Below are 22,064 nucleotides of genomic sequence, written 5' to 3'. Positions count from 1 at the left end.
CGCCCCGCGCGCGATCTCAGTGCAGGGTTGCGTGCATGAGGTAGACGTTGTAGGTGTTCCAGGCGGACATGGTGAAGTAGAGGTCCTTGCCGGTGGACCAGGGGTGGATGAAGCCGCCGTAGGCGGTGGGGTAGTCCTGGGTGCTGAGGAGGGGGACGGGATCGGTCCAGGCGCCCTGGGGTTCGGCGGCGGTGCGCATGACGATCTGCTGGCGTACGACGTCCAAGTAGACCATCTGCCATTGGCCCGAATCCTGGTCGTAGCGGACGGAGGTCTCGCTGGCGGTGCCGAAAATCAAAGGGGTGGCCTGTAATTCGTTGGCGCCGTCGGCGGGGGTCCAGGTGCCGTCAATCCAGTACTGGTAGGCCGTCTTGTTGAGGACCTGGTCCTTGGGGACGCGGGCCAGTCCGATCACGCCCAGGCGGCCGTTGGGGGTGCCGAACATGTAGACGTAGTCGCCGTGCGGGACCATGGTCGCCACCTGGAAGCGGCCGAGGCCGAAGAGGTTGTCCCACTTGGCCCATTCGGACTTGGTCCAGGTGCGGCCGTTGTCGTCGGACCAGGCGATGCCGCCGAGATTGGTCCACCACATGCCCGGAATCAGGCTCCAGCGCGCCACCGACATGTAGGTCAGGTACTGCCGGTCCCCCACCGCGAAACCGGAGGTCGGGATGGTGGTGTTCTCGAAATTCTTGATCTTGCGGCTGTCCAGGATCTCCGCGGCGTGGCAGCGGCTGTTCTGCACGAAATCGTCGAGCAGCAGGCCCTTCGACAGGTCGCGGTTGCTGCTGTAGCCGATCACATTGCTGCGCCAGTCACTCTGATCGGTGCCCGCGCCGCCGGGCGCCCAGCCCTTGCCGAAGGTGTCACCGAACACCACGGCCACCTGCCCGGGATGGGTCTCCCACATCAGCCCGAGGTCTGCGCCGTCCACCGACCAGCGCATATCGGTGCGGTTCGGGGAACCGTGGCCGGTCACCTGATTCACCAGCTCAACCGAATCCACCTGGCGCGGTGGTACGGGCGCGGCCGCCGGGGCCGGCGCGGGCGGCTGGGGATCCGGGCTCGGCATCGGCTGCGGGTCGGGGCCGTCACCGCCGGGCACCGGCACCGGAATCGGTTCGGTCTGCGGCTGAATCTGCACCTGCGGCAGGGCCAGCCCGCCACCACCGGGCACCGTGTTCGGCGCGGTCGCGGGGTCGCTGCGGATATCGGGGCACGGGTTGGCGCACGGATCCGAGGGCAGTGCGACCGAATCGATGCGGGTGTTGTCGGGCTTGGGCCCGGGCACCGGGACGGGCACGATCTGCGGCACCGGAACCGGCACCGTGATCACCGGATTCGGCGCCTGCTGCGGGGCATCGGGGTTCGGCTGCCGGGCCAGCGGATCGAATCCGGTTTCGCCGCAACTGTTCACCGGCGCGGGCGCCCACGGAGCCGGGCCGGCCGACGCGGGAGCCGCGGGCACCAGCATCACGCCGAGCGATAAGACACCGGAAAGAGCCAGCGCGGCAAGTGCTTCGGACTGTGACAGCGGTCGGCTACGCCGAAGGGCCATGACTGCGGTTCTCCCCGGTACTCGATCGAACCGGCTCACTCTAGCGACCCCGTGCCGGATATGTCGCGCCATCCGCAGATCGGATGGCTACCAGCAGATATGTGTATTGGACATGAATTATCGTCCGGCGCAGAGTCTTTGTCATGGCACTCTTTCGCGATCTACGGCATTACATCGACAATCTCACCGAACGCCTCGGCGACGACGAGGTGCGCATTGTCGACGGCGCCGGCTGGGATCTGGAAATCGGCGGGATCACCGAACTGGCCGCCGAAAAAGAAGGACCCGCCCTGCTTTTCGACAATATTCCCGGCTATCCGGCGGGCTATCGGGTTTTCACCAACTTCATGGGTACGGCGGCACGCTGCGCGGTGGCGCTCGGCCTGCCCGAGAACAGCACCAAGATGGATATCGTGCGCGCCTGGAAGGATTCGAGTAAACAGCTGAAACTGGTTCCGCCGGTCGAGGTTTCCACCGGTTCGGTCCTCGAGAACGTGCTCGAAGGCGATCAGGTCGACCTGCTGAAGTTTCCGACACCGCGCTGGCACGACGGCGACGGCGGCCGGTACATCGGCACGGCCTGCATGGTGATCACACGGGATCCCGATACCGGCTGGGTGAACGTCGGCACCTACCGCGGTTGCGTGCAGGGCCGGGATCGATTGTCGCTGTGGATGCTAGGCAATCGGCACGCCCGCGCCATCGCCACCAAGTACTGGGAGCGCGGGCAGTCGTGCGCGATCGCGGTGGTGGTGGGCTGCGATCCCATCCTCTCGACCGCCGCCGCCATGGCCGCCCCCGCGGGCGTCTCCGAGTACGAGATCGCGGGCGGACTCCGCGGCGAAGCCGTGGAAGTGCTGTATGCGCCCGGTAGCGAGCTGCCGATTCCCGCGCACGCCGAGATCGTCATCGAGGGCGTGATGCCGCCGCTGTCCGAGGAATCGGTGCTGGAGGGGCCGTTCGGCGAATGGACCGGCTACTACACCCATTCCGGCCAGGAGACCGTGGTGCGCGTCGATCGCATCCTGCACCGCGACGATCCGATCATTCTCGGCGCACCCCCGATGATCCCGACGGTGCCCGCAGGCGATCAGGCGGTGCCGCTGTACTCCGCCTCCGTCACCTGGGATCACCTGGAATCCTCCGGGGTGCAGAACATTCGCGGCGTGTGGGCCTACGCCCGCCAGTTGATGATGGTGGTCTCGATCGAGCAGACCGGCGCCGGTGATGCCATGCACGCCCTGCTGGCCGCCGCCGGGCGTAAACGCTCGGGCGGCATGGAACGGTATTTCGTGGTGGTCGACGAGGATATCGATATCACCGATATGAATCACGTGCTGTGGGCGCTGTTCACCCGGGTCGATCCGCACGAATCCATTCAGGTGCTGCGCACGCCCACCACGGCCATCGATCCGCGATTGTCGCCGGCGAAGAAGGCGGCCGGTGACCTGTCCATGGGCATTGTGCTCATCGACGCGTGTAAACCGTTCGCGTGGAAGGATTCCTACCCGAAGTCCAATCGCTTCGCCGAATCCGACCGCATCGCGCTCCGCGAGAAATGGAAGTCCGTGCTGCAATGACCATTACCCAGCTGCCCGCGGACCTGGCCGGACTACTGCGCGGATTCCCGGTCGCCGGGGAACTCGAACAGGCATTTCCATTCCTCACGGTGGACGAGCACGGGTTTCCGCACAGTGCGCTGCTGTCGCGCTCGGAACTCGAGCCGTCCGCCGACGGGACTCGCCTGCTTGCGGTCATCTCCAGTTCGAGAACCGGTGCGAACCTGCGGCGTTCGGGTCACGCCGGGTTGATCGCCGTGGCGGGCACCGTATGCCATCACGTGAAGTTGGGTGTCACGGCCTCCGTCGAGGACGGCCGATGGCTCGGCTGCGCCTTCGAGGTCACCGCGCACACCCGCGACGATATCGGAATCACCATGGAACCATTGACCTTCCGGACCTCCGCCGCACTGGCGGAACAGGAGTCCTGGGACCGGACCGCGGCCCTGCTCGCCGCACTCGAGCGCCGCCTCGAACAACCGGGCGGGTGAGCGGCATGGGCACCCGACGCATCATCGTCGGCGCCACCGGCGCCACCGGCGCACCCTTCGCGGTGCGCATCCTGCAGATGCTGCGCGAAATACCCACTGTGGAAACACATCTGGTGCTCAGCACCTGGGCGCGGACGAATATCGAGATGGAGACCTCACTGTCGGTGCGGGAGGTCACCGCGCTGGCTGACGTGAACTACAAACTCGCGGAGCAGGGCGCACCCATCTCCTCGGGTTCCTTCCGCACCGACGGCATGATCATCGTGCCGTGCAGTATGCGCACCCTCGCGGCGGTGCGGCACGGCCTGGCCGACAATCTCGTCACCCGGGCCGCGGACGTCGTCCTCAAGGAACGCCGCAAACTCGTGCTGGTCCCGCGCGAAACACCGCTCAGCGACATACATCTGGAGAACATGCTGGCCCTGAGCCGCATGGGCGCCCGCATCGTGCCGCCGATGCCCGCGTTCTACAACTCCCCCGAGACGATCGACGACCTCATCGACCACGTGGCGGTGCGGATACTCGATCAATTCGAGCTGGAGGTGCCGCAAGCCCGCCGCTGGCGGGGCCTGGATGTGGCGCGCCGGGAGCGGGCCCACGGTCACTCCCCCTGCGCATCGACCATCGCCACCGCGTGATCGATGAAGGCCCGTGCGGCCGGATCGACGATATCGCCCGCACGCCAGGCGATCCCGATCCGGCCCGCGGGTAGTTCCGGCACCCGCACCTCGACCATCCGGTCATGGTGCGCGAGCACCGATTCCGGGACGAGCGCAATGCCGAGCCCGCGCTCGGCCATGGTGACCAGCACATCCGGATGACCGGCTTCGAAACTCACCCGCACCTGGGCGCCGGCCAGCGCCACCGCGCGATCGAAGTGGTGGCGCAGGGCGGCGCCGTCCGCGAGCGCCATCAGCCGCCGGTCGCTCAATTCGGCGAGGGTCACCTGGGTCCGGCCGGCGAGCGGGTCGTCCGGCCGCATGGCGGCGACCACCGTCTCGCGATGCAGTTCCCGTGCGTTCAACCCCGGCAGCGGCTGCTCGGTGAGGCTGGTGAACACGACTTCGAGCCGCCCCTCCCGCAACTGCTGTGCGAGCGCGGCCGCCGAGTCCTCGACCAGCGACAGATCCACGCCCGGATGCCGGTCGTGGAACGACGCGAGAATGCGCGGCAGGTCCACGATCCGGGACGAGAACGGAATACTGCCGACCGCCACGTGCCCCTGCAGCAGACCGCTCAACGCCGCCACCGCCGCCCGCCCGTCCTCGACCGCCGCCAGCGCCGACCGCGCATGCGGGAGCAGCGCCCGCCCGGCGGCCGTGAGCTGCACCGCCCGCGTCCCGCGCTCGAACAGCGCCTGCCCCAGCTCCTTCTCCAATGCCTTGATCTGGGCGCTGATCCCGGACTGGGCCACATGCACGCGCTCCGCGGCCCGGGTGAACGTCCCCGCCTCCGCCACGGCGAGGAAGTACTGCAACTGGCGCAACTCCATGCACTGTTCATAGTCGCCGGAAGAATTCTCCGGCACGGCGGGAACCGATCGGCGTAACCAACCGACTATCTATCAGCGAGCATGCTGGAGATGCCGCGGATTCTGCGTGTGAAGGATGGTGCGCCATGGGTAACGGCGTGGCGGGATCCGTTCTGGCCGTGGCGTTCTCCACTATGGCGTTGTTCTACGGGTACCGGCTGGTCACGGTCCGGGAGCAGGGCGAGCAGATCGCGGAGGGGCTGCGCATCGTCATGTGCGCGGCCATGGTGGCCATGCTGGGGCCGTGGAACGCGGGCGTGCCCACCACCGTGGGGATCGCGGTCTTCACGGCGGCGGCACTGTTCTTCGTCCATCGCGCGCTGTTCAGCGCACGCGGGGCGGGACGACATGAGCATCCGCGGGTCGACGCGGCGAAAATGCTTGCGATGGTGTGGATGTACGTGGCGATGTCGCCCGTGTCCACCCGCCCGGTGACCGCGTCCGCCGACTCCTCGATGGCCGGAATGGCCGGAATGTCGGGCATGAATATGCCGGGGATGAGCACCACGTCCGGCAGTGTCCCGGTGCCCGTCTGGAGTGCCGCGTTCTCGATCCTGGTGGCCGTCATCGTCTTCGGGCTGGGTGTCTGGTGGCATGTGCGCCCCGCCGTCAAAGACCGCCTGGGCGCCGCGGGTGACCGGATGCTGCTGCTCGACGACGCCGTCGCCGCACTCATGACGACGGGGATGGCCGCCGCGTTCCTGCTGCTGCTCTGAAGAACTTGCCCTGCGCGCCGCACCGGGCGGCTCGCGATTTCCGCTATTGGAAGGTCAGAAAGAATGAACAACCGCTTCTGCCGCTTGTCCCGGGCGATGATCGCGACCGGCGTGGCCGCCGGTGCCGTCGTGCTCTTCGCCGGCCCGGCCTCCGCGCACGTCAAGGTTTCCGGTGTCGATGTCACGCAGGGCGGGTACGGGCTGCTGACCTTCCGGGTGCCGTCGGAATCCGCCACGGCGTCGACCACGGAGATCGACATCACCTTCCCGTCCGACACCCCGTTGATCTCCGTCGACACCAAGCCGAAGCCCGGCTGGACGGCCACCATCAAGAACAAGCCGCTCGCCACTCCCCTCACCGACGACGACGGCGCCAAGGTGACCCAGTACATCTCGGAGGTCGACTTCAAGGCGACCGCGCCGAACGCCGCCATCCCGGCAGGCTATTTCGACACCTTCGACCTGGAAGCCGGTGTGCTGCCGAATAAACCGCAGATCTCCTTCCCGACACTGCAGACCTACAGCGACGGCTCCACGGTGAACTGGAACGAATACTCCTCCGACGGCGGGAAGACCGAACCCGACCACCCGGCGCCGACCCTGGCGCTGGTATCGGACAATTCGGCGGCATCGTCGAGCAGCTCCTCGACTCCGGCCTGGCCGGGCTGGACCGGTTTCGGCCTGGGGATCGCCGCGGTGATCCTCGCCGTCGGCGCGCTGCTGCGGTCCGGGCGCAAGCACACCGCCAGCTGATCGGGTGAATCGAGTAGTCCGCGGCACGGCGAGGGCGCTGGCCGCGCTCGCCGTAATGCTCGGCGTCGTAACCTTTTTCGCGCCGTCGGCCTCCGCGCATGCGGTACTGGTGGCCAGTTCTCCGGCCGACGGAGCACGCGTGGACCAGGCGCCCCGCCAGGTCACCCTGACCTTCGACGAGGCGGTCGGGCTGATCCCCGGCGCGGAACGGGTCATCGGACTCGACGGCACCCGCGCCGACACCGGCGAGGTGCGGCTCGCCGACGGCGGCCGGACGATCGTCATCGCATTGCGGGCCGCGCCGGCCGATGGCACCTACTCCGCGAGTTGGCGTGTGGTGTCGGCGGATACGCATATCGTCAGCGGATCGATCCGGTTCGGGATCGGCGCGGCGCCCTCCGATGTCGCGGTGGCGGGCCCGCCCGTTCGCACCCGATCCCTCGATGACACCGCGGCCGTGGCGCAGGGTGTCCTTTATGCCGGAATCGTTCTCGGCTTCGGTATCGCCGCGGTCGCGCGCTGCCTGTGGCCGTGGACGCGGCGCCGCAGGCCGGTGCGGGTACTGATCCGGCTGGGCTGGGGGCTGTGTCTGGCAGGCACTCTCGCGCAATTACTGCTGATGGGACCGCGCGCCGACAATGTCGGCTGGTCCGGCGTCGCGCACTTCGACGGGTTCGGCGATTCCGTGGACAGCCATATCGGGCGCGTACTGCTGGCCCGGACGGCGCTGCTGGCCGTCTCGTCGGCCGTGGCGTGGACGCGACGGAACTGTTCGATCGGCGTATTGGCCTGCGGTGCGGCCATTCTGGTGACGGTCGCGCTGACCGGGCACGAGGCGGTCGGATCGAACGTCTGGGTGGCCACCACTTCCGCGGTCGTGCACCTGGGTTCGATGGCGGTATGGCTGGGCGGCCTGACGGTGCTGGGTCTGGTGATTCTGCCGCGAATCCGGTTGTCGCGCAGGGTGCCGATCGGATATCTCGCGCCCTGGTCACAGACCGCCTTCTGCTGTGTCGGCCTGCTCATATTGACCGGCGAATATCAGGCCCGGCGCCAGATCCAGCCGGTCCCATCGCTGTGGTCGACGCATTACGGTGTCGTGCTGCTGATCAAGCTCGCACTGGTGGCCCTCATGCTGGGCTCGGCATGGTGGGCACAACGCCAGATCGCCGGGCGCGGCGACCGCTCGCGAGAGCAACGCTTCGCCGCCGTCACCCGCAGCGTCGGCGTCGAAACCATTGTGGCCGTGGGCGTTCTGGCAGTGACAGCCTTGCTGGTATCCGAACCGCCCGCCCTCACCACCTACGGCCCGCCGGTCACCGCCACCGCCCCGGTCGGCCCCGGCAGCTCCGCCCGCATCCACGTCGACACGACCCGTCGTGGCCGCGAGGCGATCACCCTGCAAATCCTGGACGCCACCGCGAAACCGTTCTCCGTACCCTCACTGCAGGCAGTGCTGTCCTCCGACGACGCCGGCATCGCAGCCTTGACCGTGACCCTCCAACGCGACCCCACCGACCCGACCCGCTGGAACAGCACCGGCGCCGTCGTCCCACTACCTGGTGAATGGAAGCTGGCAGTAACGGTCAACCTCCCCGGCGACGTCGCCTACGTGACCTCCGTCGACTACCCGGTCTGGTGACCTGCTGCCGTTCAGAGCACGCCGTGGCGGGGTGGGGGTGCGCCGGTGAGGAGGTAGCGGCCGATGTGCTGGAGCTTCCAGCGGACCGGATCGTGCAGGGTGTGGGTGCGGGCATTGCGCCAATGGCGGTGCAGGTTCAGGGAATCCAGGGCCGAACGGGTGCCTGATACCTCGAACAAGGCGTTGGTGACGTCGAGGGCGGCGCGGTCGGCGGCGGACTTGGCGACCGCGACGGCTATGGATGCGGCGGCGGCCGTGTCGTCGGTGAGGTTCTGGTGTGCCTCGTCGATTGCTTGACCGGCGGCTGACAGCAGGGCTTCGGCGGCGCGGACGGTGACCTCGAGTTCGCCGAACTTCTGGATGGTGAGCGGGTCGTCCTGGGCGTGCTCGACGCCCGCTTCGAACCAGGGGCGGCTGCGGGTGCGGACGAATTCGGCCGCCTCGGTGAGGGCGCCGCGGGCGATGCCGGCGTCGATCGCCGCGTGCAGGACCTGGGCGCGCGCACCGTACAGCTGCGGGCCGGTGAAGGTGAGATGGTGCGGGACAACGCGATCCGCCGGGACGCGGACACCTTCCAGGCGGACCGTGCCGCTGGCGGTGGTGCGCTGGCCCATGCCGTCCCAGTCGTCGACGACCGTCACCCCGGCCGTGCCGGCGGGCACATAGGCGACGACGATCCGGTCGTCATCATCCTTGGCCAGCGCCGGAATCCAGTGTGCGAACAGGGCTCCGGTCGAGTAGTGCTTGACGCCGTCGAGCACGTAGCCGCCGTCCGCGTGGGCGCGCAGGCGGGTGCGGTAGTCCTGGACGTGTTTGGTGCCCGCCTCCGATTGGGCATTGCCGAATCGCTTGCCCGCCAGCACTTCCGCGAACAGTTCGCGTTGCAGTTCCGGTGTTCCGTTCTGCCGCAGCGCGTTCACATAGACGAGGTGACTGTGCGGGATCTGGGCGATATTCGGGTCGGCCGCGGCGAGCAGGCGGATCACTTCCACCACGGTGCGTGTCGGCACCTCGGCCCCGCCGAACTCGCGGGGCACGGTGATGGCGAGCAGGCCGCTGGCGGAGAGTTCGTCGAGTTCGGCGCGCGGCAGGGTGCGCTGGGCATCGCGGTCCGCGGCGCCGGCGGCGAAGCGGTCCGCGAGCCGCGCCGCGACCGTCAGCGCCTCCGCGGCGTCGGCGATCACGTGCGCGGTGCCCGGTCGTTCGACGAGGCCGGTCATCGGGTGACGCCCACCGGTTCGGGAGTTCCCGCGCCCGAGGGCAATTCGGCCTCGAGCTCGCGCTGGGTGAGCGCGTACTCGAACCCGTTGTTCTCGGCGAGCACAGCCAATTTCTTGTTGTACTCGTAGCTCCAGTCCGTGCGCTGCTCGATATTGCTCACGACCAGACCGCCGCTCACATTCGGCACCCAGTACGCGAACTTCACAGGCTCGTCGGCGGAATCGATGTCATGGTCCAGCGGCATGGAGATGCTCCATCGTCTCGGGGTCTCTGCAGCGAGTGTGCGACGCACACCGCACCTGTCAGAGGGTTTGAATCACCGAGATCGAGAGGCGATAGCGCTGTCCGCCTCCGGTTATGGCTAGCGGAAGATGTCGTTGATCAGGTCGTCGCCGATGCCGAAACCGGCGCCCATGGCCATGGCGCTACCGAAGCCGCTGCCGAGGAATCGGTGCAGCATGCCGCCGCCCTGCGGGGCCGCGCCGTAGCCGGGCTGCGGGTAACCGGGCTGCTGATACTGCTGCTGATACTGCGGTTGCGGCGGATATTGCGGCTGCGGCGGATACGGCTGCTGAGGTTGCTGCGGATAGCCGGCGGCGGGGTACTGGTTCACGTGGTTGTCGACCAGTTGATGCACCGACTGCATCACCTGCGCGGCCTGGTTCTCCTCCTGATGGACCGACAGCGCGGTCTCCTTGAGGTCCAGCAGCCATTCGCGGGCGTTCTGGTCACCGGCGGCGGCCGCGGCCTGCAGTTTGCCCGCCAAGGTTTCGATCAGCCGCGCTGTTTGCTGGGCTTGCTGCTGCAGGGCCGTCCAGCCCTGGTCAACCGTTTCAGCATCCATAGGGCCCGATGCTACGCCCGGATATTCATAATTCGAGGCCGGACTCCAGGTGGGCCATGGCCTCGTCCATCAGGCCGACGAGGTCGGCGTCGGGGTTGTCGGCCAGTTCGATCAGGACCGTGGTCAGCGCGCCGATGATCGCGCCGGCGATCACCCGCACCGCGAAATCGCCGGGGTTGCGGCCGGTGCGCTCGGCGAGCGGGACCGCGAGCAGCCGGGTGCCCTGCATCAGCTGATCGAGCATGGTCGCGCGCAGGGCGGGAACCGACAGGACGAGATCGATCCGTTCGCGTTGCTCGGCGCGCTCCCGCTCCGACATGCCCCCGAACACTTCGGCGACGACCCTGCGCATGGCCGTGATCGGGGGGACATCCGCCGGCTGCGCGCGCAGGCCCTCGACGAGTTGCGGGTCGTACTCGTCCTGCAGCACAAGGTCTTCCTTGGTGGGGAAGTACCGGAAGAAGGTGCTCTCGGAGATCTCGGCCGCTTCGATGATCTGCTCGATCTTGGTGGCCTCGTACCCCTGCTTCAGGAACAACTCCAGGGCATGGGCCTGGATGGCGGCGCGGGTGCGGGCCTTCTTGCGTTCGCGCAAACCGGGTTTCGCGGCATCAGCCGACATGGGCGGGCTCCTTCGGACGGTCGGGATCAGGGTATGTCCGCAGGCCCGGCAGGAAGAGCAGGGTCAGCACGACACCCGCGACCGCGATACCGGCGGCCGCCAGCATCGAGATATCGAGCCCATAGACGAGCGCATCCTGGACCGACCTGCCGAACGAGGGCGATCCCAGGTTCTGCGCCACGGCCATGCCACCGTAGACACTCTTGCGCGCTTCGGCTCCCGCCCCTGGCGGCAGCGCGGACAGGTCCAGGTGACGCTGATAGCCCGCCGCGAGAATGCTGCCCATGACGGCGGTTCCGACCGGACCGCCGGTCTTGTTGAACGCCTGCACCACCGCGGAACCGATACCGCTGCGCTCGACCGAGAGCGTGGTGATGGCCGCGGAAGTGGCTGCGCTGAGCGCCATTCCGGTACCGGCGCACAGGATCGCCATCCACACCGCCCCGAAAGCGGTACTCGACGAGGTCTGGGTGGTCGCGCCGAGACCCGCCCCGGAGGCCAGCAAGGTGAAGCCCAGTGCCACAGTGAGTTTCGAGCCGATCGCGCGGGTCAGCCAGGCTGCGGGCAGCGCGCCGATGAGCAGGCCGGCGACCAGCGGCAGCAACCGCAGCCCCGAACCCAGCGCATCCAGGCCGTGCACCGCCTGGAAGTACTGCGGCATGGTGAACAGCAAGCCGATCATGCCCAGCCCGGCCAGCCCGGCCAGCGCCGCGCCCGAGGCAAAAGCCTTGGACCGGAACAACACCGGCGGAATGAGCGGGGCGCCACCGCGACGGGCGACGCTACGCTCCCAGACGAAGAATCCGGCCAGGACGACGACTCCCGCGATCATGCACGCGACCGCCGCCGCATCCGACCAGCCGTCCTCCCCCGCCTTGACCAGACCGTATGTCACCGCGACCAATCCGATCATCGACGCGGCCGTGCCGATCGGATCCATGCCCGGGCGCTGCTCGGAACGCGATTCGGGCACCAGCACCCCGCCGACCGCGAGGCCCAGGAGCACGACGGGCACGTTGAGCAGGAACATCCAGCCCCACCAGAAATGCGACAGCATCCACCCGCCGAGAATCGGTCCCAAGGGCAGCGCGAGAAAGTTCGCCGCCTGGAACACCCCGACCGCCTTCGGCCGCTCGTCCTCGTCGAACAGGACCGTCAGCGCCGACAGCGCCATCACCGTGATTCCCGCCCCGGCCAATCCCATGAGCAGCCGCGCGAACAGGAACCATCCGGGCGACGGCGCGAGGCGCAAGCCCGAACCGCGGGCCGAATCAGCCCTAGGATCTGGGCATGGCGACACTGCGCGATATCCAGTTCCGGATGGTCACGACATTCCAACGGCGGGTGGGGAATCCGATCCTCGGGCGGTTGCCGGCACAGCAGTTGCTGGAGACGACCGGGCGGGTGAGCGGGGAGCCGCGGGTCACGCCGATCGGGGGCCGGCGGGTGGGGAACCAGTTCTGGCTCGTCTCCGAGTTCGGGGAGAAATCGCAGTACGTGCGCAATATTCAGGCGAACGATCGGGTGCGGGTCCGGTTGCGCGGGGTGTGGCACGACGGGACCGCACATCTGCTGCCCGAGGACGATGCGCGCGAGCGGTTGCGGTCATTGCCGCGAGCCAACAGCGCGGCGGTGCGACTGGTGGGGACCGAACTGCTGACCGTGCGCGTCGATCTCGACCACTGAGGCAGGTGGAGGCAGAGATCACCAGCGGGGAATTTGCCCCGGTGACTGGAAATTTGCCATTGTGGAGGGAGCCCCGCTCTGGGGCACCGGACGAGGGAGCCGTACCCGGCGCGCGACAAGACGGCCTCGGAGGTTGTCATGTCTTGGCTGATTCTCGTGCTGTCCGGCGTTCTCGAATCCGTATGGGCCACCGCCCTCGGTAAATCCGAGGGATTCTCGCGGCTGGGACCGACCGTCGTCTTCGGTGTCGCACTGCTGGCGAGCATGGCCGGATTGGCCTATGCCATGCGCGAATTGCCGATCGGCACCTCGTACGCGGTATGGGTCGGGATCGGGGCGGTGCTGACCGTCGTCTACTCCATGGCCACCGGCGGTGAGTCCGCGAGCCTGCTGAAGATGCTGTTCCTGGGCGGGATCGTCGCCTGCGTGGTCGGGTTGAAGCTGGTGCACTGACCGCTATTTGGCGGTGTCGAACTTGACGGCATCGGGCGGGATGACCGGGACCGATTGCACGGTGCGGATTTTGGCGGCAGGGTCCGGGAGGAGGAGCCGCCAATCACCCGAGGCCCACATGACGGTTTCCGGGCTCGCCGTGATGCTCTTGTCCGAATAAGTGCTGTACACGGTCAGATCCGTGCGGTCGGGCCGGTACGAGGTGACCTTGTATCCGGCGATCTGCGGGGCGACCTTCTGGTCGATCGGCGCGGTGATCGAAATCTGGGCGCGCGCCAGCACCCAGGCGTCCTTGCTCGGGCCGGGGATGAGGGATTCGGCCGCCAGCTGCGGCCATTCACCGTCCGGCGCCAGCGACAGGCGGGTGCTGTGATTGATGGCGGCCAGGGCCGCACCCTGCGGGCTGTGCGAATAGCCGGTGGCGGTGGTGCCGAGATTGGACGGGCCGTCGTGGTCGCCGATCGGTAGCCGGACACCTTCGTAGGTTTCCCAATGCAGATCCGCAGGGGGGCGGGACGGGTCCGGTGGGGTGCTGGTGGCCGGTGCGGTCGCCGGTTCCGCGCCACCGCAGGCGGTCAGGGTGCACGCGGCGGCGAGCGCCACCAGAATTCGCGCCGCGGGATTGCCACTTAGCATATTTCGTCCCAACTGTCCCGTATGCGGTTGTGGGAGGCGGTGATCCAGGTAGTATCAGGGCCGCAACATGATCATCGCACGCTGGTGGGGTCAATCATGGGTCATCGCTTACACATTCGATGGACCACGTGCGGATGGGGTCGGCCGGCGGCGTGGGATGCCGCGGCCGGCAGGGGGCCGGGCACACGCGGGCCCACTGTCCGTTCGGGGATTGGGAATGGGAATGAGTAGACGAACCTCCATCGCGCTATCCGTCCTGCCGGTCATGCTCGTCACCGGACAGGGAATAGCCGCGGCCGCACCCGGACAACCCGGACTCGCCGTCCCCGGCGAAGGCCAACCGGGCCTCAGCACCGCCCCCCAACCCCCCGTGAACACCGCCCCCAGCCCCTCGGACTGGATCCCCGACCCACCCATCGCCCCACCCGCTCGCCCCCGCCCCAAACAACAAACCCAGCCCGACAACGTCATTCAGCCCGACACCCCGCAATCGGAACCCGCCGCGAACGCACCGGACGTCATGCCGGCCGACCCGCACAAACTCCGGCTCGGAACGAATGCCGTCGAGCTGCCGGACTGGGTCGATGCCAAGAGCCGCGACAAGGCACAGGCATACGTCGACATGGCCGAATGGCAACTCGCGGCCGCATATGACGGAATCGGGCTATCCCGAGACGAAGCCGATCGCCGGGCCGCATCGACCCTGGCAGGTGGCATTCTCGGCGGCACGGTCGGCGCCCCGACGCTGGCGGCGATCGGTGTTGCCGGCGGCTGCGCAACCGGCGGCGCGATCGGCGCCCTCGCAGGCGCGGCCATCGGTGCCATCCCGACCGGCGGCGTCGGTGCTCCGGTCGGCGCGGTCGCCGGTGGCGTTATCGGTTGCGCTGTCGGCGCTGCCGTCGGCGGCGTACCCGGTGTGCTCACCGGGGCAACCGCTGGAGCGATCTTCGGCGGCGCATGGGGCGGATTCGCATCACCACAGAACAATCCACAACCACCCGCATCGATCCCACCCCTCATCGACACCGCAGCGCCTGTGGCACAGCCGGATTCCGCGCCCGCCCCGGCGAACGCCGCATCCATGCTGCCGCCACTGCCCGCGGCAATCGCGCCGGTTGCGCAGCAGGTGAGCGCGACAATCGATCAGGTTTCGCAAACCGTGCAGCAGCAGGTGGCGCAAATCCAGCAGCAGGTGCAGCCCGTAGCGCAGCAGGTGCAGCCCGCGATGCAGCCGGTGGATCAGGTGGTGCGGAACGTTGATGCGACGGTGAATTCGTTGCGGGATGCGGTTTCGCAGATGCCGGCGTTGACGCCCGAGTCGGTGCTGGCGGCGCTACAGCCGGCGCTGCCGGGCGCCTGACCACGACGGAACGGGTGACGCCGTGATCGAACGCGGAGATGATACGGCGGTGCGACCGGCCATGCCGGCACTGCCACCGGGGTACGAGGGCGGGGTCCGGGGTGAACCGGATGCGGGTCCCGGTTGGGCGCAGTGGCTTTCCGAGGATCATGCGCCTGCGATCGAGTCGGAGCAGCAGCGGGCGCGGCGGGCTACGGCGGAGGAGCTTTTCGCCGAGGATCCGATGGCGATCCTCATGGAGGAGGCGCGGCGGCGGGCCGCGCAGACGAAACGGCAGCGGACGGTACGGAATCGGGCGCTGGCCGCGGCGGCAGCGGCGATCGTGGTGCTGGTCGGGGTGATCGTGACGTTGGTGGAGGTCGGCGCCGGGCACTCCGGCCCGCAGACCGCGCCGACCACCAATTCGCTGCCCGCGCCGGTCGCGCAGCAGCCCGGTCTGGCCGCCTGGTGCCAGGAGAAGAGCAGCCCGCAGCTGGTGAGCGGTTCCGGCAGTGGCGATGTCACCTCGGGACCGGGCATCATCCTGCATCTCGAATACGCCTGGTACGTGCTGCGGGATCCGGTCGCGGTGCGCGCCACCCTCACCCAGGACGCGCAGGCCGCACCGGAACAGGCCACCCGCGACGCCATTTCGGCCATCCCCAGCGGCACCAAGCACTGCGTGACCATCACCCCGCTCATGCCCGACCGCTGGAACGTGACCGTCGACGAGAAACACCCCGACGGCTCGCAGAACTCATGGCAGAACACCATCGCCACCACCGCACGGGACGGGCAGGTGCGCATCACCTCCATCGTCGCCGGAGGGCAGTGAGCCATGGTCGACGTCGAGGCCCTGATCCGGGACGCCACCGCCGGCGCACCCGCCGAACTGACCCAGCCCGCACCCGCCGGCGCCCCCACCGACACCGTGCCCTTGCGCGGCGGACAGGGCCGGCTGGTGCGGGCGGCGGTGCCGTCGGTGCTGGTACTCGGCGGATCCGGATCCTCGGGCGCCTCGACCACCGCCCTCGGATTGGCGGCCGCCGCGGCCGTCGACAGCGAGGGCGAGGTGTGGCCGGTCGCGGTCGACGCCACCCTCGGCGGCGGTGACCTCGCATTACGCGGCTGCGATGCCGCCGAACCCGTCGGCACCCTGCAACGCTGGCTGAAAAGCCCGCATCCCGAACTCGCCTCCGCGGTGGGCGCGTGCGCGGGCCAGACCTCCACCGGTGTACGAGTGCTGCCGCGCAGCCCGGACCCGCTGCCGCGCCGGGAATCCCTGATCTCGATCGCCCGGAACCTCGAAAACGCCGGACTGCTCGCGGTTTTCGATGCGGGCGCGCCGGTGACCAGCAGGCTGGCCGCTCCGCTGCTGGCCGATCCGCGGGTGGGGCTGGTGCTCACGGTCGCGGCGCGGCCGGACGCCGTCAATCGGCTGCAGCCCGCGCTGCACTGGCTGGAGGAGAACTTCAGCGAATTCGTGGTCGGCGATGCCGTCATCGTGCTCACCGAGCAGGTGCCGGGTTCGGCGGCGACCGTAGCCGGGCATGTGCGCACCCATCTGGGGTCGTGGGTGCGGGCCGTGGTGACCGTGCCGTTCGATATTCATCTCGCGGGCGGCGGCCTCGTCTCCTGGCATCGGCTCACCGCCGGAACCCGCGACGCCTACCTCGCGCTGCTGGCGGCCCTGCGATGACCGCCCTCGACGAGAGACCTCTCACCACACCCGAGCCCGAACCGGAGCCCGCCGGAGAAAGACGGTCCGGCCCGAAACACGCACGCCCGGAACCGGATTACCGGCAGGCCGTCGCTGCCGCGCGGTTCGAACCGGATCCGGGGTACCTGCCCGCCGCGTCTCGCGCCGAGCCGGAACCGCAACCACTACCGACCGCCGTACCGCCCGTGCCCATGTGGCATAGGGCCGTGCCGAACAGCCCGCCGCGCCCGCCGCTGGTGTGGCTGGTGGGCGTGCACGGCGGCGCCGGGGTCAGCAGTCTCGCGGCCAGCCTGAGCTGGGCCGGGGATGCCGGGCAACGGTGGCCCGCCCGGATCGGCCTTGCGGCGGATATGGATTCACCGCTGGTGGTGCTGGTGGCCCGCACCAACATGCGCGGCCTCAATGCGCTGCAGCGCGCGCTCATCGCGCATCGGCAGCACGCCACGCCCGCGGGCAGTTTGGTAGTCGGCGTGGTGACCGTGGCCGATGTCGCACGCCCACTGCCGATTCCGGTCGCCGAGCGCCGCGACGAGGCCGAGGGGCTGGCCTTCGAGCTCGGCGCCCGCACCTGGCGGCTGGGCTGGCTGGAGCAGTGGCGCTCCTACGAACCGCACGAACTGGCGGAATGGACGCCCGCCGTCGACAGCACACCGCTGCACGACGGGGACCCCACCCGCACTCCACCGCAACCGGTTCGGCTCTTGGCCGAGCAGATCCTCACCGCCGCCCGCAGTGCGGGGGCGCGGATCACCGAAAACGCGCATCGAGGCGCGGGAAAAGCCAGTCCATGACCTGAAAAGGCGCGCACCGGTGGCCGGGCCCGAGGGCAGTGTCGAGCCGCCACCCGTGCGGGAAAGGACACCGCCATGGGTCGGAAACCGCTGACCAAGGCAGCGATTCGGAACTCGGCGCTGATCACCGCGGCCGCCTGCGCCGTCACGGTGGCCGTCGCGGGCGGGGCCGGCGCCGACCCGCCCGGCACCCAAGTGCCCATCACCTCCTGCCCGGCCCTGTTCGCACTCGGTATCCAGGGCACCGGGGAATCCTCGCCGGACGCGGCCGTCACCACCGATACCGGCATGCTGTCCACGGTTTTCCGGCCCATGATGAACGAGGCGGGCGATCCCGGACTCGTCGACCGCGCCTACGTACCGTACGAGGCATCCTTCGGCGGGGCGACGGAGATCGACAAGACGCCGTACTCGCAATCCATCAGCCAGGGCCTGGTCCGCCTGCGGTCCATGGCGAAACAGGTCACCGACCGCTGCCAGAACACGCGGCTGGCGATCGCCGGTTATTCGCAAGGCGCGCATGTCGCTTCACTGTTCGCGCAGGAGGAAGGCGCCGGGCAGGGCGCGGTGCCGCCCGATCGGATCGCCGCCGTGGCGCTGTTCGGCGATCCCACGCGCATGGCCGGGGCCTCGGTGTTCCCGGGCGCATCCGGTAAGACCACCCCCGACCCCGCACCCGACACCCCCGGGACCGCGGTCGCGGCGCTGCCACCCGCCCCCGCGCAACCGGTGAACGGCTCCGGGATCGGCCTGCAACCCGGTGCGACAACCGATTTCGGTCAGCTCGTCGGACGGGTCGCCAGCTTCTGCACCGACGGTGATCTCGCCTGCGACGCACCCAACAGCGCACCCCTGGTACGGACCGTCGCCAATATCGCGAGCCAGGTGGAACTGTCGGGCGGCGATCCGATCGCCTCCCTGAAATCCATTGCCGACGCCCTCGCCTACACCTCCATCAAGACCGTCACCACTGTGGTGAACAACGATGTGCAGGGCACCAGCCTCACCGACGCGGACTACGAACCGCAGGAATCCATTTCGCAGCGGATCGCCGACGCCGCCGACCCGAACTCGCCGGTCGATATGCCCGGCGCGTTCCAGGCGCTGCTGAAGATCGGCACCATCGCCATCAATTCCGTGGTGGCCGTGGTGAAGAACATTCTGACGCCGACCAATATCGCCGAGATCGCGACCGCGGGACTGGCGAATCCGCTGGCCGGACTGGCGGTGTTCGGCACCAAGCTGGTGGGCGCCGTCGCGGATCTGGTGCCGCCGACCACCATCAGCCGGCTGGTCACCTCGGCGTTCAGCGCGCTGACCCAGAACGTCACCGACAACAAGGACATGCTCGATATCAGCAACTGGGTCAAATACTGGAACACGGCGCAGAAGCACGACTACACGAAGGCGCAAGGCGCCGAATTCGGCAACAGCCCGACCCAATACGCCGGCTCCTGGTTCGCGGCGCTGGCACACGATCTCTCGGGCGCGAGCACGCCGGGCGGCACGCCGAAGGGTGGTAGTGACAAGCCGCCGGTGGGCATGGATTTCGCAGCACCCAGCTCGACGGTCCCCACCACCGGCCCGTCGAACAGCCAATTCCCGCTCGGCGCAGACCCTTCCAGCACGGCCCCGGCGACGACCGTGCCGCCGCTGTTCGGTGTGGAACCGACCGCGGCGCCGACGGTGACCTCCGTACCGGCCATCGATCCGGAGGCCTCGCGATGAGTGCCACGACACCCGATTTCGATCCGGAGGTCTACAGCGGCACTTGGTCGGATTGGATCGCGCCACCTCGGGTCCAGCGGGCGGCGGCGCGACCGGCCGTCGAGGAGTTCTACGACGAGGACGACTACTACGAGGACGATCCGCCGCAGCAGAGTCCAGGAAATCAGCGCGGAAATCCGGGAAATCAGCGCGGACGCGGCCTGCCGAATCATTGGCTGGTGCCATTGCTGGCGGTCCTGGCCGTGCTCGCTGTCACGGCGGCGGTCGGGGTGCAGATCGCCAAGCTGGCCGGGTCCGGTGCGGGGCCGCGGCAGCCGCTGGCCGTCCCGCCCTCGGTTGCGGCGGCGCCCGTGACGACGGGAGCGCCCGCCACCACGGATCAACCGGCGGCGGCGGGCAATCCGGACTTATGCCCCAATGAGACACGGGACGGGAACGTCCGCGGCAATGGTCCCGGCGGCTTCGGGTCCGGGCCGGATGCGATTCTGGCACTGCAGAACCGGTACTACGTGGATCGTTCCGGCAGGGCCGTGCACGAGATGTACTCGGCCGACGCCGCCGCGCCGACCGCCGAGCAGATCCAGGCCGGGATCGACAGCATTCCGGCGGGCACCACCTACTGCGTGCAGATCATGCCGGGGCCCTTCGACGGGCAGCACATCATGATCGTCACCGAGACCCACCCGGACGCGACGCGGCGCACCTGGACTCCGCAACTGGTCATCACCACCAGGAACGGGGACCGCACGCTCATCTCGGCGATCGTGCCGGTGCCGGACGGCAGCAAACCGCGCTGAACCCTCCTCGAAACGCCGTTGGCCAGTCGTTTTGGAACTTCCGCGGGATGTGGGCTAATGTTCTCTCTCGCACGCAGAAGGGACGGAAACGCCCCGGCAGCGGTTCGCGGATGTAGCGCAGTGGTAGCGCATCACCTTGCCAAGGTGAGGGTCGCGGGTTCAAATCCCGTCATCCGCTCCATCGAAGCCCCGAGTTCGCCATTATGCGACTCGGGGTTTCGCCATATCGGGATCAGTGCGACAATACCGACCGACCGGGCATCAAAGACCCTGTGAAAGATCCTCGCGCACAGTAGATCTCACACACATTCGTCAGCATCCCGGGCCGAATTGACGGTACCTTCATGTGGTGACGATCATGCTCAGCGCCTTCCACGACACTGTGCTCACGCATTACGGCAACCCGGGAGCCGCCGGACTCGGCAACCAGGTGCTCGCACAGATCAGCAACCCCACCCCGGAGACCCCGCCGGTGGCCGACAAGCTGCTGAAGCTGGTCCGCTACTTCACGTGGTTCGTCCTGCTGTCCGGCGTCCTCGCCATCACCTACGCCGGTGGCCGGTTCGCCTGGGAGAAGTGGTCGGGCAGCGGCCTGGCCTCACCGAAAATGGTGGCGGGCGCCATGATCGGCGGCATCATCGCCACCAGTGCGGGCACGATCATGAACGCGGTGATCGGCTGACGCTTTTTGTCGGTGCGCCCCGTTACGCTCGTCGAACAGACTGGCGAAGACGGTAGGGGCCGCCTTGACGACGAGCGATATGAGCACCACGCACACCGGGCTCGGTGACGACCCGGCCGACAGCGTGTCCTTCGGGCTGGAGGACGTCAACGAGGTGCTGGCCGCCATGGCCGCCGACGCCGCCACCGAACGGCCGCGCGACGGGGAACTGCTCACCTGCCGGCTCGGCCTCGACGGTGAGAGCCCCGAAACGCTGACCATGCTCGGCGTGCGCTTCGGCGTCTCCCGGGACCGGGCCCGCCAGCTCTATACCCGCGCCGTCGGCCTCGCCGTGCGGCAGGCGCAGGCCACCGGGCAGCCGGACACGGGCGTGTTCGCCGAGCGCTACCCCATCGGGTGGGGCGACGAGCGGCTGGTGCGCACCCTGCTCGCCGAAACCTATGCCACCGACAGCGATATCGCCGCGCAGGACTGGGCGTATCTCAAACTGCGGCTGGCCGGTCACGACCTGCAGGACGCAAAACGCATGGCGGGCTTCGTCTTCCAGCGCATCGCCGGCTGGCAGCAGAAGGGCCGCTGGCATCTGCTCCCGCCACTGCACCCCGAGGACGTCCCCGCCGACGTGTGGAATCCCTGGCTGCGGCGCGTGGAATGGGCCGACGGCACCCCCGAGGACCTGCCCCTGATCTCCACACGGCCCGCCGATATCGACGATGACAGCCGCGGCTCCATGTTCTCCGAAAAGCTGGGCCGCGAAGTAACTTTCGCCACCGGCCTGCAGGCCCGCCTCTTCCGTCTCCTCGACGGCAGCGAACGGGTCGAATCGTTCAGGGAACTTCCCGCCGCCCTCACCTACGAGATCGACGGCTCCGAACGCCTGCACTACCCCACCGTCGCCGTCCGCTTCACCGACGACCGGGTGGCCCTCATCGACGTGATCCCCCTGGCCCACACCGCATTCCACGCCCAGCGCGCCCGCGCCGCCGCCGGCCGCGCCCACGCCCACGCCCGCAACTGGGGCTGGCTGGTCTGGACCGGCAGTCGCCTGGGCGTAGCGGATCTCCTTACCCGGCAAGTCGATTCACACCAGGAACACGCCCTCCGGAACCGCCTGTCCACCGGCCCCCTCGGCTGGGACGAACTCCGCACCCTCCGCACCACCACCGGCCTCGAACTACTGGACCTATCCGCCCTCGTACTACGCAACAACTGGCGCTGGGACCGCGGCCCTTTCCGCCTCACCCGCTGAGCCCTTCGCGTCGGACCCTGGCCTTTCCGCCAGGTGCACTGGACTG

Annotated in this window: 23 protein-coding genes, 1 tRNA gene, 1 pseudogene and 1 riboswitch; of the genes and pseudogenes, 17 read left to right on the top strand and 8 right to left on the bottom strand. The window is 68.6% G+C overall.

The features are described from left to right. Nucleotides 1–16: 16 nt before the first annotated feature. Nucleotides 17–1,558, bottom strand: a complete 1,542-nt coding sequence (locus ACH438_RS03725; protein ID WP_397000870.1) for a DUF4185 domain-containing protein — start codon at nucleotides 1,556–1,558, stop codon at nucleotides 17–19. Between the two features lie 143 nt (nucleotides 1,559–1,701). Here ACH438_RS03725 and ACH438_RS03720 point away from each other — a divergent pair, with 143 nt between their 5' ends. From ACH438_RS03720 to ACH438_RS03710, 3 genes are read left to right on the top strand one after another with little or no spacing between them, the layout of a single operon-like run. Beyond that, nucleotides 1,702–3,138 carry a UbiD family decarboxylase gene (locus ACH438_RS03720; protein WP_397000868.1) on the top strand — a complete coding sequence of 479 codons (1,437 nt, stop codon included), beginning with the start codon at nucleotides 1,702–1,704 and terminating at the stop codon, nucleotides 3,136–3,138. After that, nucleotides 3,135–3,608: a hypothetical protein gene (locus tag ACH438_RS03715; protein ID WP_397000866.1), complete on the top strand. Its 474-nt coding sequence runs from the start codon at nucleotides 3,135–3,137 to the stop codon at nucleotides 3,606–3,608. Before ACH438_RS03720 ends, ACH438_RS03715 begins: the two co-directional genes overlap by 4 nt. A gap of 5 nt (nucleotides 3,609–3,613) precedes the next feature. Beyond that, nucleotides 3,614–4,246 (top strand): non-oxidative hydroxyarylic acid decarboxylases subunit B, encoded by a 633-nt coding sequence (locus tag ACH438_RS03710; RefSeq protein ID WP_397000864.1) that lies wholly within the window; start codon nucleotides 3,614–3,616, stop codon nucleotides 4,244–4,246. Here the strand turns inward: ACH438_RS03710 and ACH438_RS03705 are convergent. After that, nucleotides 4,210–5,100 carry a LysR family transcriptional regulator gene (locus ACH438_RS03705; protein ID WP_397000862.1) on the bottom strand — a complete coding sequence of 297 codons (891 nt, stop codon included), beginning with the start codon at nucleotides 5,098–5,100 and terminating at the stop codon, nucleotides 4,210–4,212. The two genes, ACH438_RS03710 and ACH438_RS03705, sit on opposite strands and share 37 nt — an antisense overlap. A gap of 125 nt (nucleotides 5,101–5,225) precedes the next feature. On the opposite strand from ACH438_RS03705, the gene ACH438_RS03700 reads away from it, so the two are divergent. From ACH438_RS03700 to ACH438_RS03690, 3 genes are all read left to right on the top strand, one after another. Next, complete coding sequence (locus ACH438_RS03700) at nucleotides 5,226–5,855, top strand: DUF5134 domain-containing protein (RefSeq protein WP_397000860.1); 630 nt, start codon at nucleotides 5,226–5,228, stop codon at nucleotides 5,853–5,855. Nucleotides 5,856–5,918: 63 nt separating this feature from the next. Continuing rightward, nucleotides 5,919–6,608, top strand: a complete 690-nt coding sequence (locus ACH438_RS03695; RefSeq protein WP_397000858.1) for a YcnI family protein — start codon at nucleotides 5,919–5,921, stop codon at nucleotides 6,606–6,608. 4 nt (nucleotides 6,609–6,612) lie between these two features. Further along, nucleotides 6,613–8,250: a copper resistance CopC/CopD family protein gene (locus ACH438_RS03690; RefSeq protein WP_397000856.1), complete on the top strand. Its 1,638-nt coding sequence runs from the start codon at nucleotides 6,613–6,615 to the stop codon at nucleotides 8,248–8,250. A gap of 11 nt (nucleotides 8,251–8,261) precedes the next feature. On the opposite strand, the gene ACH438_RS03685 is transcribed toward ACH438_RS03690, so the two are convergent. The 5 genes and pseudogenes from ACH438_RS03685 to ACH438_RS03665 form a co-directional block, all read right to left on the bottom strand. Continuing rightward, nucleotides 8,262–9,470: an SfnB family sulfur acquisition oxidoreductase gene (locus ACH438_RS03685; RefSeq protein WP_397000854.1), complete on the bottom strand. Its 1,209-nt coding sequence runs from the start codon at nucleotides 9,468–9,470 to the stop codon at nucleotides 8,262–8,264. Nucleotides 9,471–9,517: 47 nt separating this feature from the next. Then, nucleotides 9,518–9,715: pseudogene (locus tag ACH438_RS03680) on the bottom strand (hypothetical protein); the annotation flags it as partial. 117 nt (nucleotides 9,716–9,832) lie between these two features. Then, nucleotides 9,833–10,315 (bottom strand): hypothetical protein, encoded by a 483-nt coding sequence (locus ACH438_RS03675; RefSeq protein ID WP_397000852.1) that lies wholly within the window; start codon nucleotides 10,313–10,315, stop codon nucleotides 9,833–9,835. 25 nt (nucleotides 10,316–10,340) lie between these two features. Beyond that, nucleotides 10,341–10,937: a TetR family transcriptional regulator gene (locus ACH438_RS03670; protein WP_397000850.1), complete on the bottom strand. Its 597-nt coding sequence runs from the start codon at nucleotides 10,935–10,937 to the stop codon at nucleotides 10,341–10,343. Next, on the bottom strand, nucleotides 10,927–12,189 hold the full coding sequence (locus tag ACH438_RS03665) for an MFS transporter (protein WP_397000848.1): 1,263 nt from the start codon (nucleotides 12,187–12,189) through the stop codon (nucleotides 10,927–10,929). Before ACH438_RS03665 ends, ACH438_RS03670 begins: the two co-directional genes overlap by 11 nt. Nucleotides 12,190–12,227: 38 nt before the next feature. Between ACH438_RS03665 and ACH438_RS03660 the strand changes: the two genes are divergently transcribed. Both ACH438_RS03660 and ACH438_RS03655 read left to right on the top strand, forming a co-directional pair. Next, nucleotides 12,228–12,623, top strand: coding sequence for a nitroreductase/quinone reductase family protein (locus ACH438_RS03660; protein ID WP_397000846.1), 396 nt, complete (start codon nucleotides 12,228–12,230; stop codon nucleotides 12,621–12,623). Nucleotides 12,624–12,688: 65 nt separating this feature from the next. Beyond that, nucleotides 12,689–12,754: riboswitch (guanidine-III (ykkC-III) riboswitch) on the top strand. A 7-nt stretch (nucleotides 12,755–12,761) separates the two neighbouring features. Then, nucleotides 12,762–13,076 (top strand): DMT family transporter, encoded by a 315-nt coding sequence (locus tag ACH438_RS03655; RefSeq protein ID WP_397000844.1) that lies wholly within the window; start codon nucleotides 12,762–12,764, stop codon nucleotides 13,074–13,076. Between the two features lie 3 nt (nucleotides 13,077–13,079). On the opposite strand, the gene ACH438_RS03650 is transcribed toward ACH438_RS03655, so the two are convergent. After that, nucleotides 13,080–13,712 (bottom strand): hypothetical protein, encoded by a 633-nt coding sequence (locus ACH438_RS03650; RefSeq protein WP_397000842.1) that lies wholly within the window; start codon nucleotides 13,710–13,712, stop codon nucleotides 13,080–13,082. Between the two features lie 223 nt (nucleotides 13,713–13,935). Here ACH438_RS03650 and ACH438_RS03645 point away from each other — a divergent pair, with 223 nt between their 5' ends. The 9 genes from ACH438_RS03645 (at nucleotide 13,936) to ACH438_RS03605 (ending at nucleotide 22,018) form a co-directional block, all read left to right on the top strand. After that, complete coding sequence (locus ACH438_RS03645) at nucleotides 13,936–15,072, top strand: hypothetical protein (protein ID WP_397000840.1); 1,137 nt, start codon at nucleotides 13,936–13,938, stop codon at nucleotides 15,070–15,072. Nucleotides 15,073–15,094: 22 nt separating this feature from the next. Continuing rightward, nucleotides 15,095–15,886, top strand: a complete 792-nt coding sequence (locus ACH438_RS03640; RefSeq protein WP_397000838.1) for a hypothetical protein — start codon at nucleotides 15,095–15,097, stop codon at nucleotides 15,884–15,886. 3 nt (nucleotides 15,887–15,889) lie between these two features. Beyond that, on the top strand, nucleotides 15,890–16,750 hold the full coding sequence (locus ACH438_RS03635) for a hypothetical protein (RefSeq protein ID WP_397000836.1): 861 nt from the start codon (nucleotides 15,890–15,892) through the stop codon (nucleotides 16,748–16,750). Beyond that, complete coding sequence (locus ACH438_RS03630; RefSeq protein WP_397000834.1) at nucleotides 16,747–17,562, top strand: hypothetical protein; 816 nt, start codon at nucleotides 16,747–16,749, stop codon at nucleotides 17,560–17,562. Before ACH438_RS03635 ends, ACH438_RS03630 begins: the two co-directional genes overlap by 4 nt. Before the next feature lie 75 nt (nucleotides 17,563–17,637). Beyond that, nucleotides 17,638–19,290, top strand: a complete 1,653-nt coding sequence (locus ACH438_RS03625) for a cutinase family protein (protein ID WP_397000832.1) — start codon at nucleotides 17,638–17,640, stop codon at nucleotides 19,288–19,290. Continuing rightward, a complete protein-coding gene (locus ACH438_RS03620; RefSeq protein ID WP_397000830.1) occupies nucleotides 19,287–20,087 on the top strand; it encodes a hypothetical protein in 801 nt (266 codons plus the stop codon). The genes ACH438_RS03625 and ACH438_RS03620 overlap by 4 nt, the downstream gene beginning before the upstream one ends. A 106-nt stretch (nucleotides 20,088–20,193) precedes the next feature. Continuing rightward, nucleotides 20,194–20,268, top strand: a tRNA-Gly gene (locus ACH438_RS03615). Nucleotides 20,269–20,436: 168 nt separating this feature from the next. Beyond that, nucleotides 20,437–20,769, top strand: a complete 333-nt coding sequence (locus tag ACH438_RS03610; RefSeq protein WP_397000828.1) for a hypothetical protein — start codon at nucleotides 20,437–20,439, stop codon at nucleotides 20,767–20,769. A 79-nt stretch (nucleotides 20,770–20,848) separates the two neighbouring features. Continuing rightward, a complete protein-coding gene (locus ACH438_RS03605; RefSeq protein ID WP_397000826.1) occupies nucleotides 20,849–22,018 on the top strand; it encodes a hypothetical protein in 1,170 nt (389 codons plus the stop codon). The last annotated feature ends 46 nt before the right edge of the window (nucleotides 22,019–22,064 follow it).

It is taken from the genome of Nocardia sp. NPDC020380 (assembly GCF_044386975.1).
Classification (GTDB): domain Bacteria; phylum Actinomycetota; class Actinomycetes; order Mycobacteriales; family Mycobacteriaceae; genus Nocardia.
Note: the sequence above shows the minus strand (reverse complement) of the source record. Positions and strands in the feature narration are given on the sequence as shown.

Excerpts from the sequence above, each read along its gene's own strand:
- ACH438_RS03605 (WP_397000826.1), top strand. The coding sequence starts at position 20,849 with ATGAGCACCACGCACACCGGGCTCGGTGACGACCCGGCCGACAGCGTG.
- ACH438_RS03645 (WP_397000840.1), top strand. The coding sequence starts at position 13,936 with ATGAGTAGACGAACCTCCATCGCGCTATCCGTCCTGCCGGTCATGCTC.
- ACH438_RS03630 (WP_397000834.1), top strand. The coding sequence starts at position 16,747 with ATGACCGCCCTCGACGAGAGACCTCTCACCACACCCGAGCCCGAACCG.
- ACH438_RS03700 (WP_397000860.1), top strand. The coding sequence starts at position 5,226 with ATGGGTAACGGCGTGGCGGGATCCGTTCTGGCCGTGGCGTTCTCCACT.
- ACH438_RS03660 (WP_397000846.1), top strand. The coding sequence starts at position 12,228 with ATGGCGACACTGCGCGATATCCAGTTCCGGATGGTCACGACATTCCAA.
- ACH438_RS03670 (WP_397000850.1), bottom strand. The coding sequence starts at position 10,937 with ATGTCGGCTGATGCCGCGAAACCCGGTTTGCGCGAACGCAAGAAGGCC.
- ACH438_RS03620 (WP_397000830.1), top strand. The coding sequence starts at position 19,287 with ATGAGTGCCACGACACCCGATTTCGATCCGGAGGTCTACAGCGGCACT.
- ACH438_RS03635 (WP_397000836.1), top strand. The coding sequence starts at position 15,890 with ATGGTCGACGTCGAGGCCCTGATCCGGGACGCCACCGCCGGCGCACCC.
- ACH438_RS03715 (WP_397000866.1), top strand. The coding sequence starts at position 3,135 with ATGACCATTACCCAGCTGCCCGCGGACCTGGCCGGACTACTGCGCGGA.
- ACH438_RS03685 (WP_397000854.1), bottom strand. The coding sequence starts at position 9,470 with ATGACCGGCCTCGTCGAACGACCGGGCACCGCGCACGTGATCGCCGAC.
- ACH438_RS03675 (WP_397000852.1), bottom strand. The coding sequence starts at position 10,315 with ATGGATGCTGAAACGGTTGACCAGGGCTGGACGGCCCTGCAGCAGCAA.
- ACH438_RS03720 (WP_397000868.1), top strand. The coding sequence starts at position 1,702 with ATGGCACTCTTTCGCGATCTACGGCATTACATCGACAATCTCACCGAA.
- ACH438_RS03695 (WP_397000858.1), top strand. The coding sequence starts at position 5,919 with ATGAACAACCGCTTCTGCCGCTTGTCCCGGGCGATGATCGCGACCGGC.
- ACH438_RS03725 (WP_397000870.1), bottom strand. The coding sequence starts at position 1,558 with ATGGCCCTTCGGCGTAGCCGACCGCTGTCACAGTCCGAAGCACTTGCC.
- ACH438_RS03655 (WP_397000844.1), top strand. The coding sequence starts at position 12,762 with ATGTCTTGGCTGATTCTCGTGCTGTCCGGCGTTCTCGAATCCGTATGG.
- ACH438_RS03650 (WP_397000842.1), bottom strand. The coding sequence starts at position 13,712 with ATGCTAAGTGGCAATCCCGCGGCGCGAATTCTGGTGGCGCTCGCCGCC.
- ACH438_RS03625 (WP_397000832.1), top strand. The coding sequence starts at position 17,638 with ATGGGTCGGAAACCGCTGACCAAGGCAGCGATTCGGAACTCGGCGCTG.
- ACH438_RS03710 (WP_397000864.1), top strand. The coding sequence starts at position 3,614 with ATGGGCACCCGACGCATCATCGTCGGCGCCACCGGCGCCACCGGCGCA.
- ACH438_RS03705 (WP_397000862.1), bottom strand. The coding sequence starts at position 5,100 with ATGGAGTTGCGCCAGTTGCAGTACTTCCTCGCCGTGGCGGAGGCGGGG.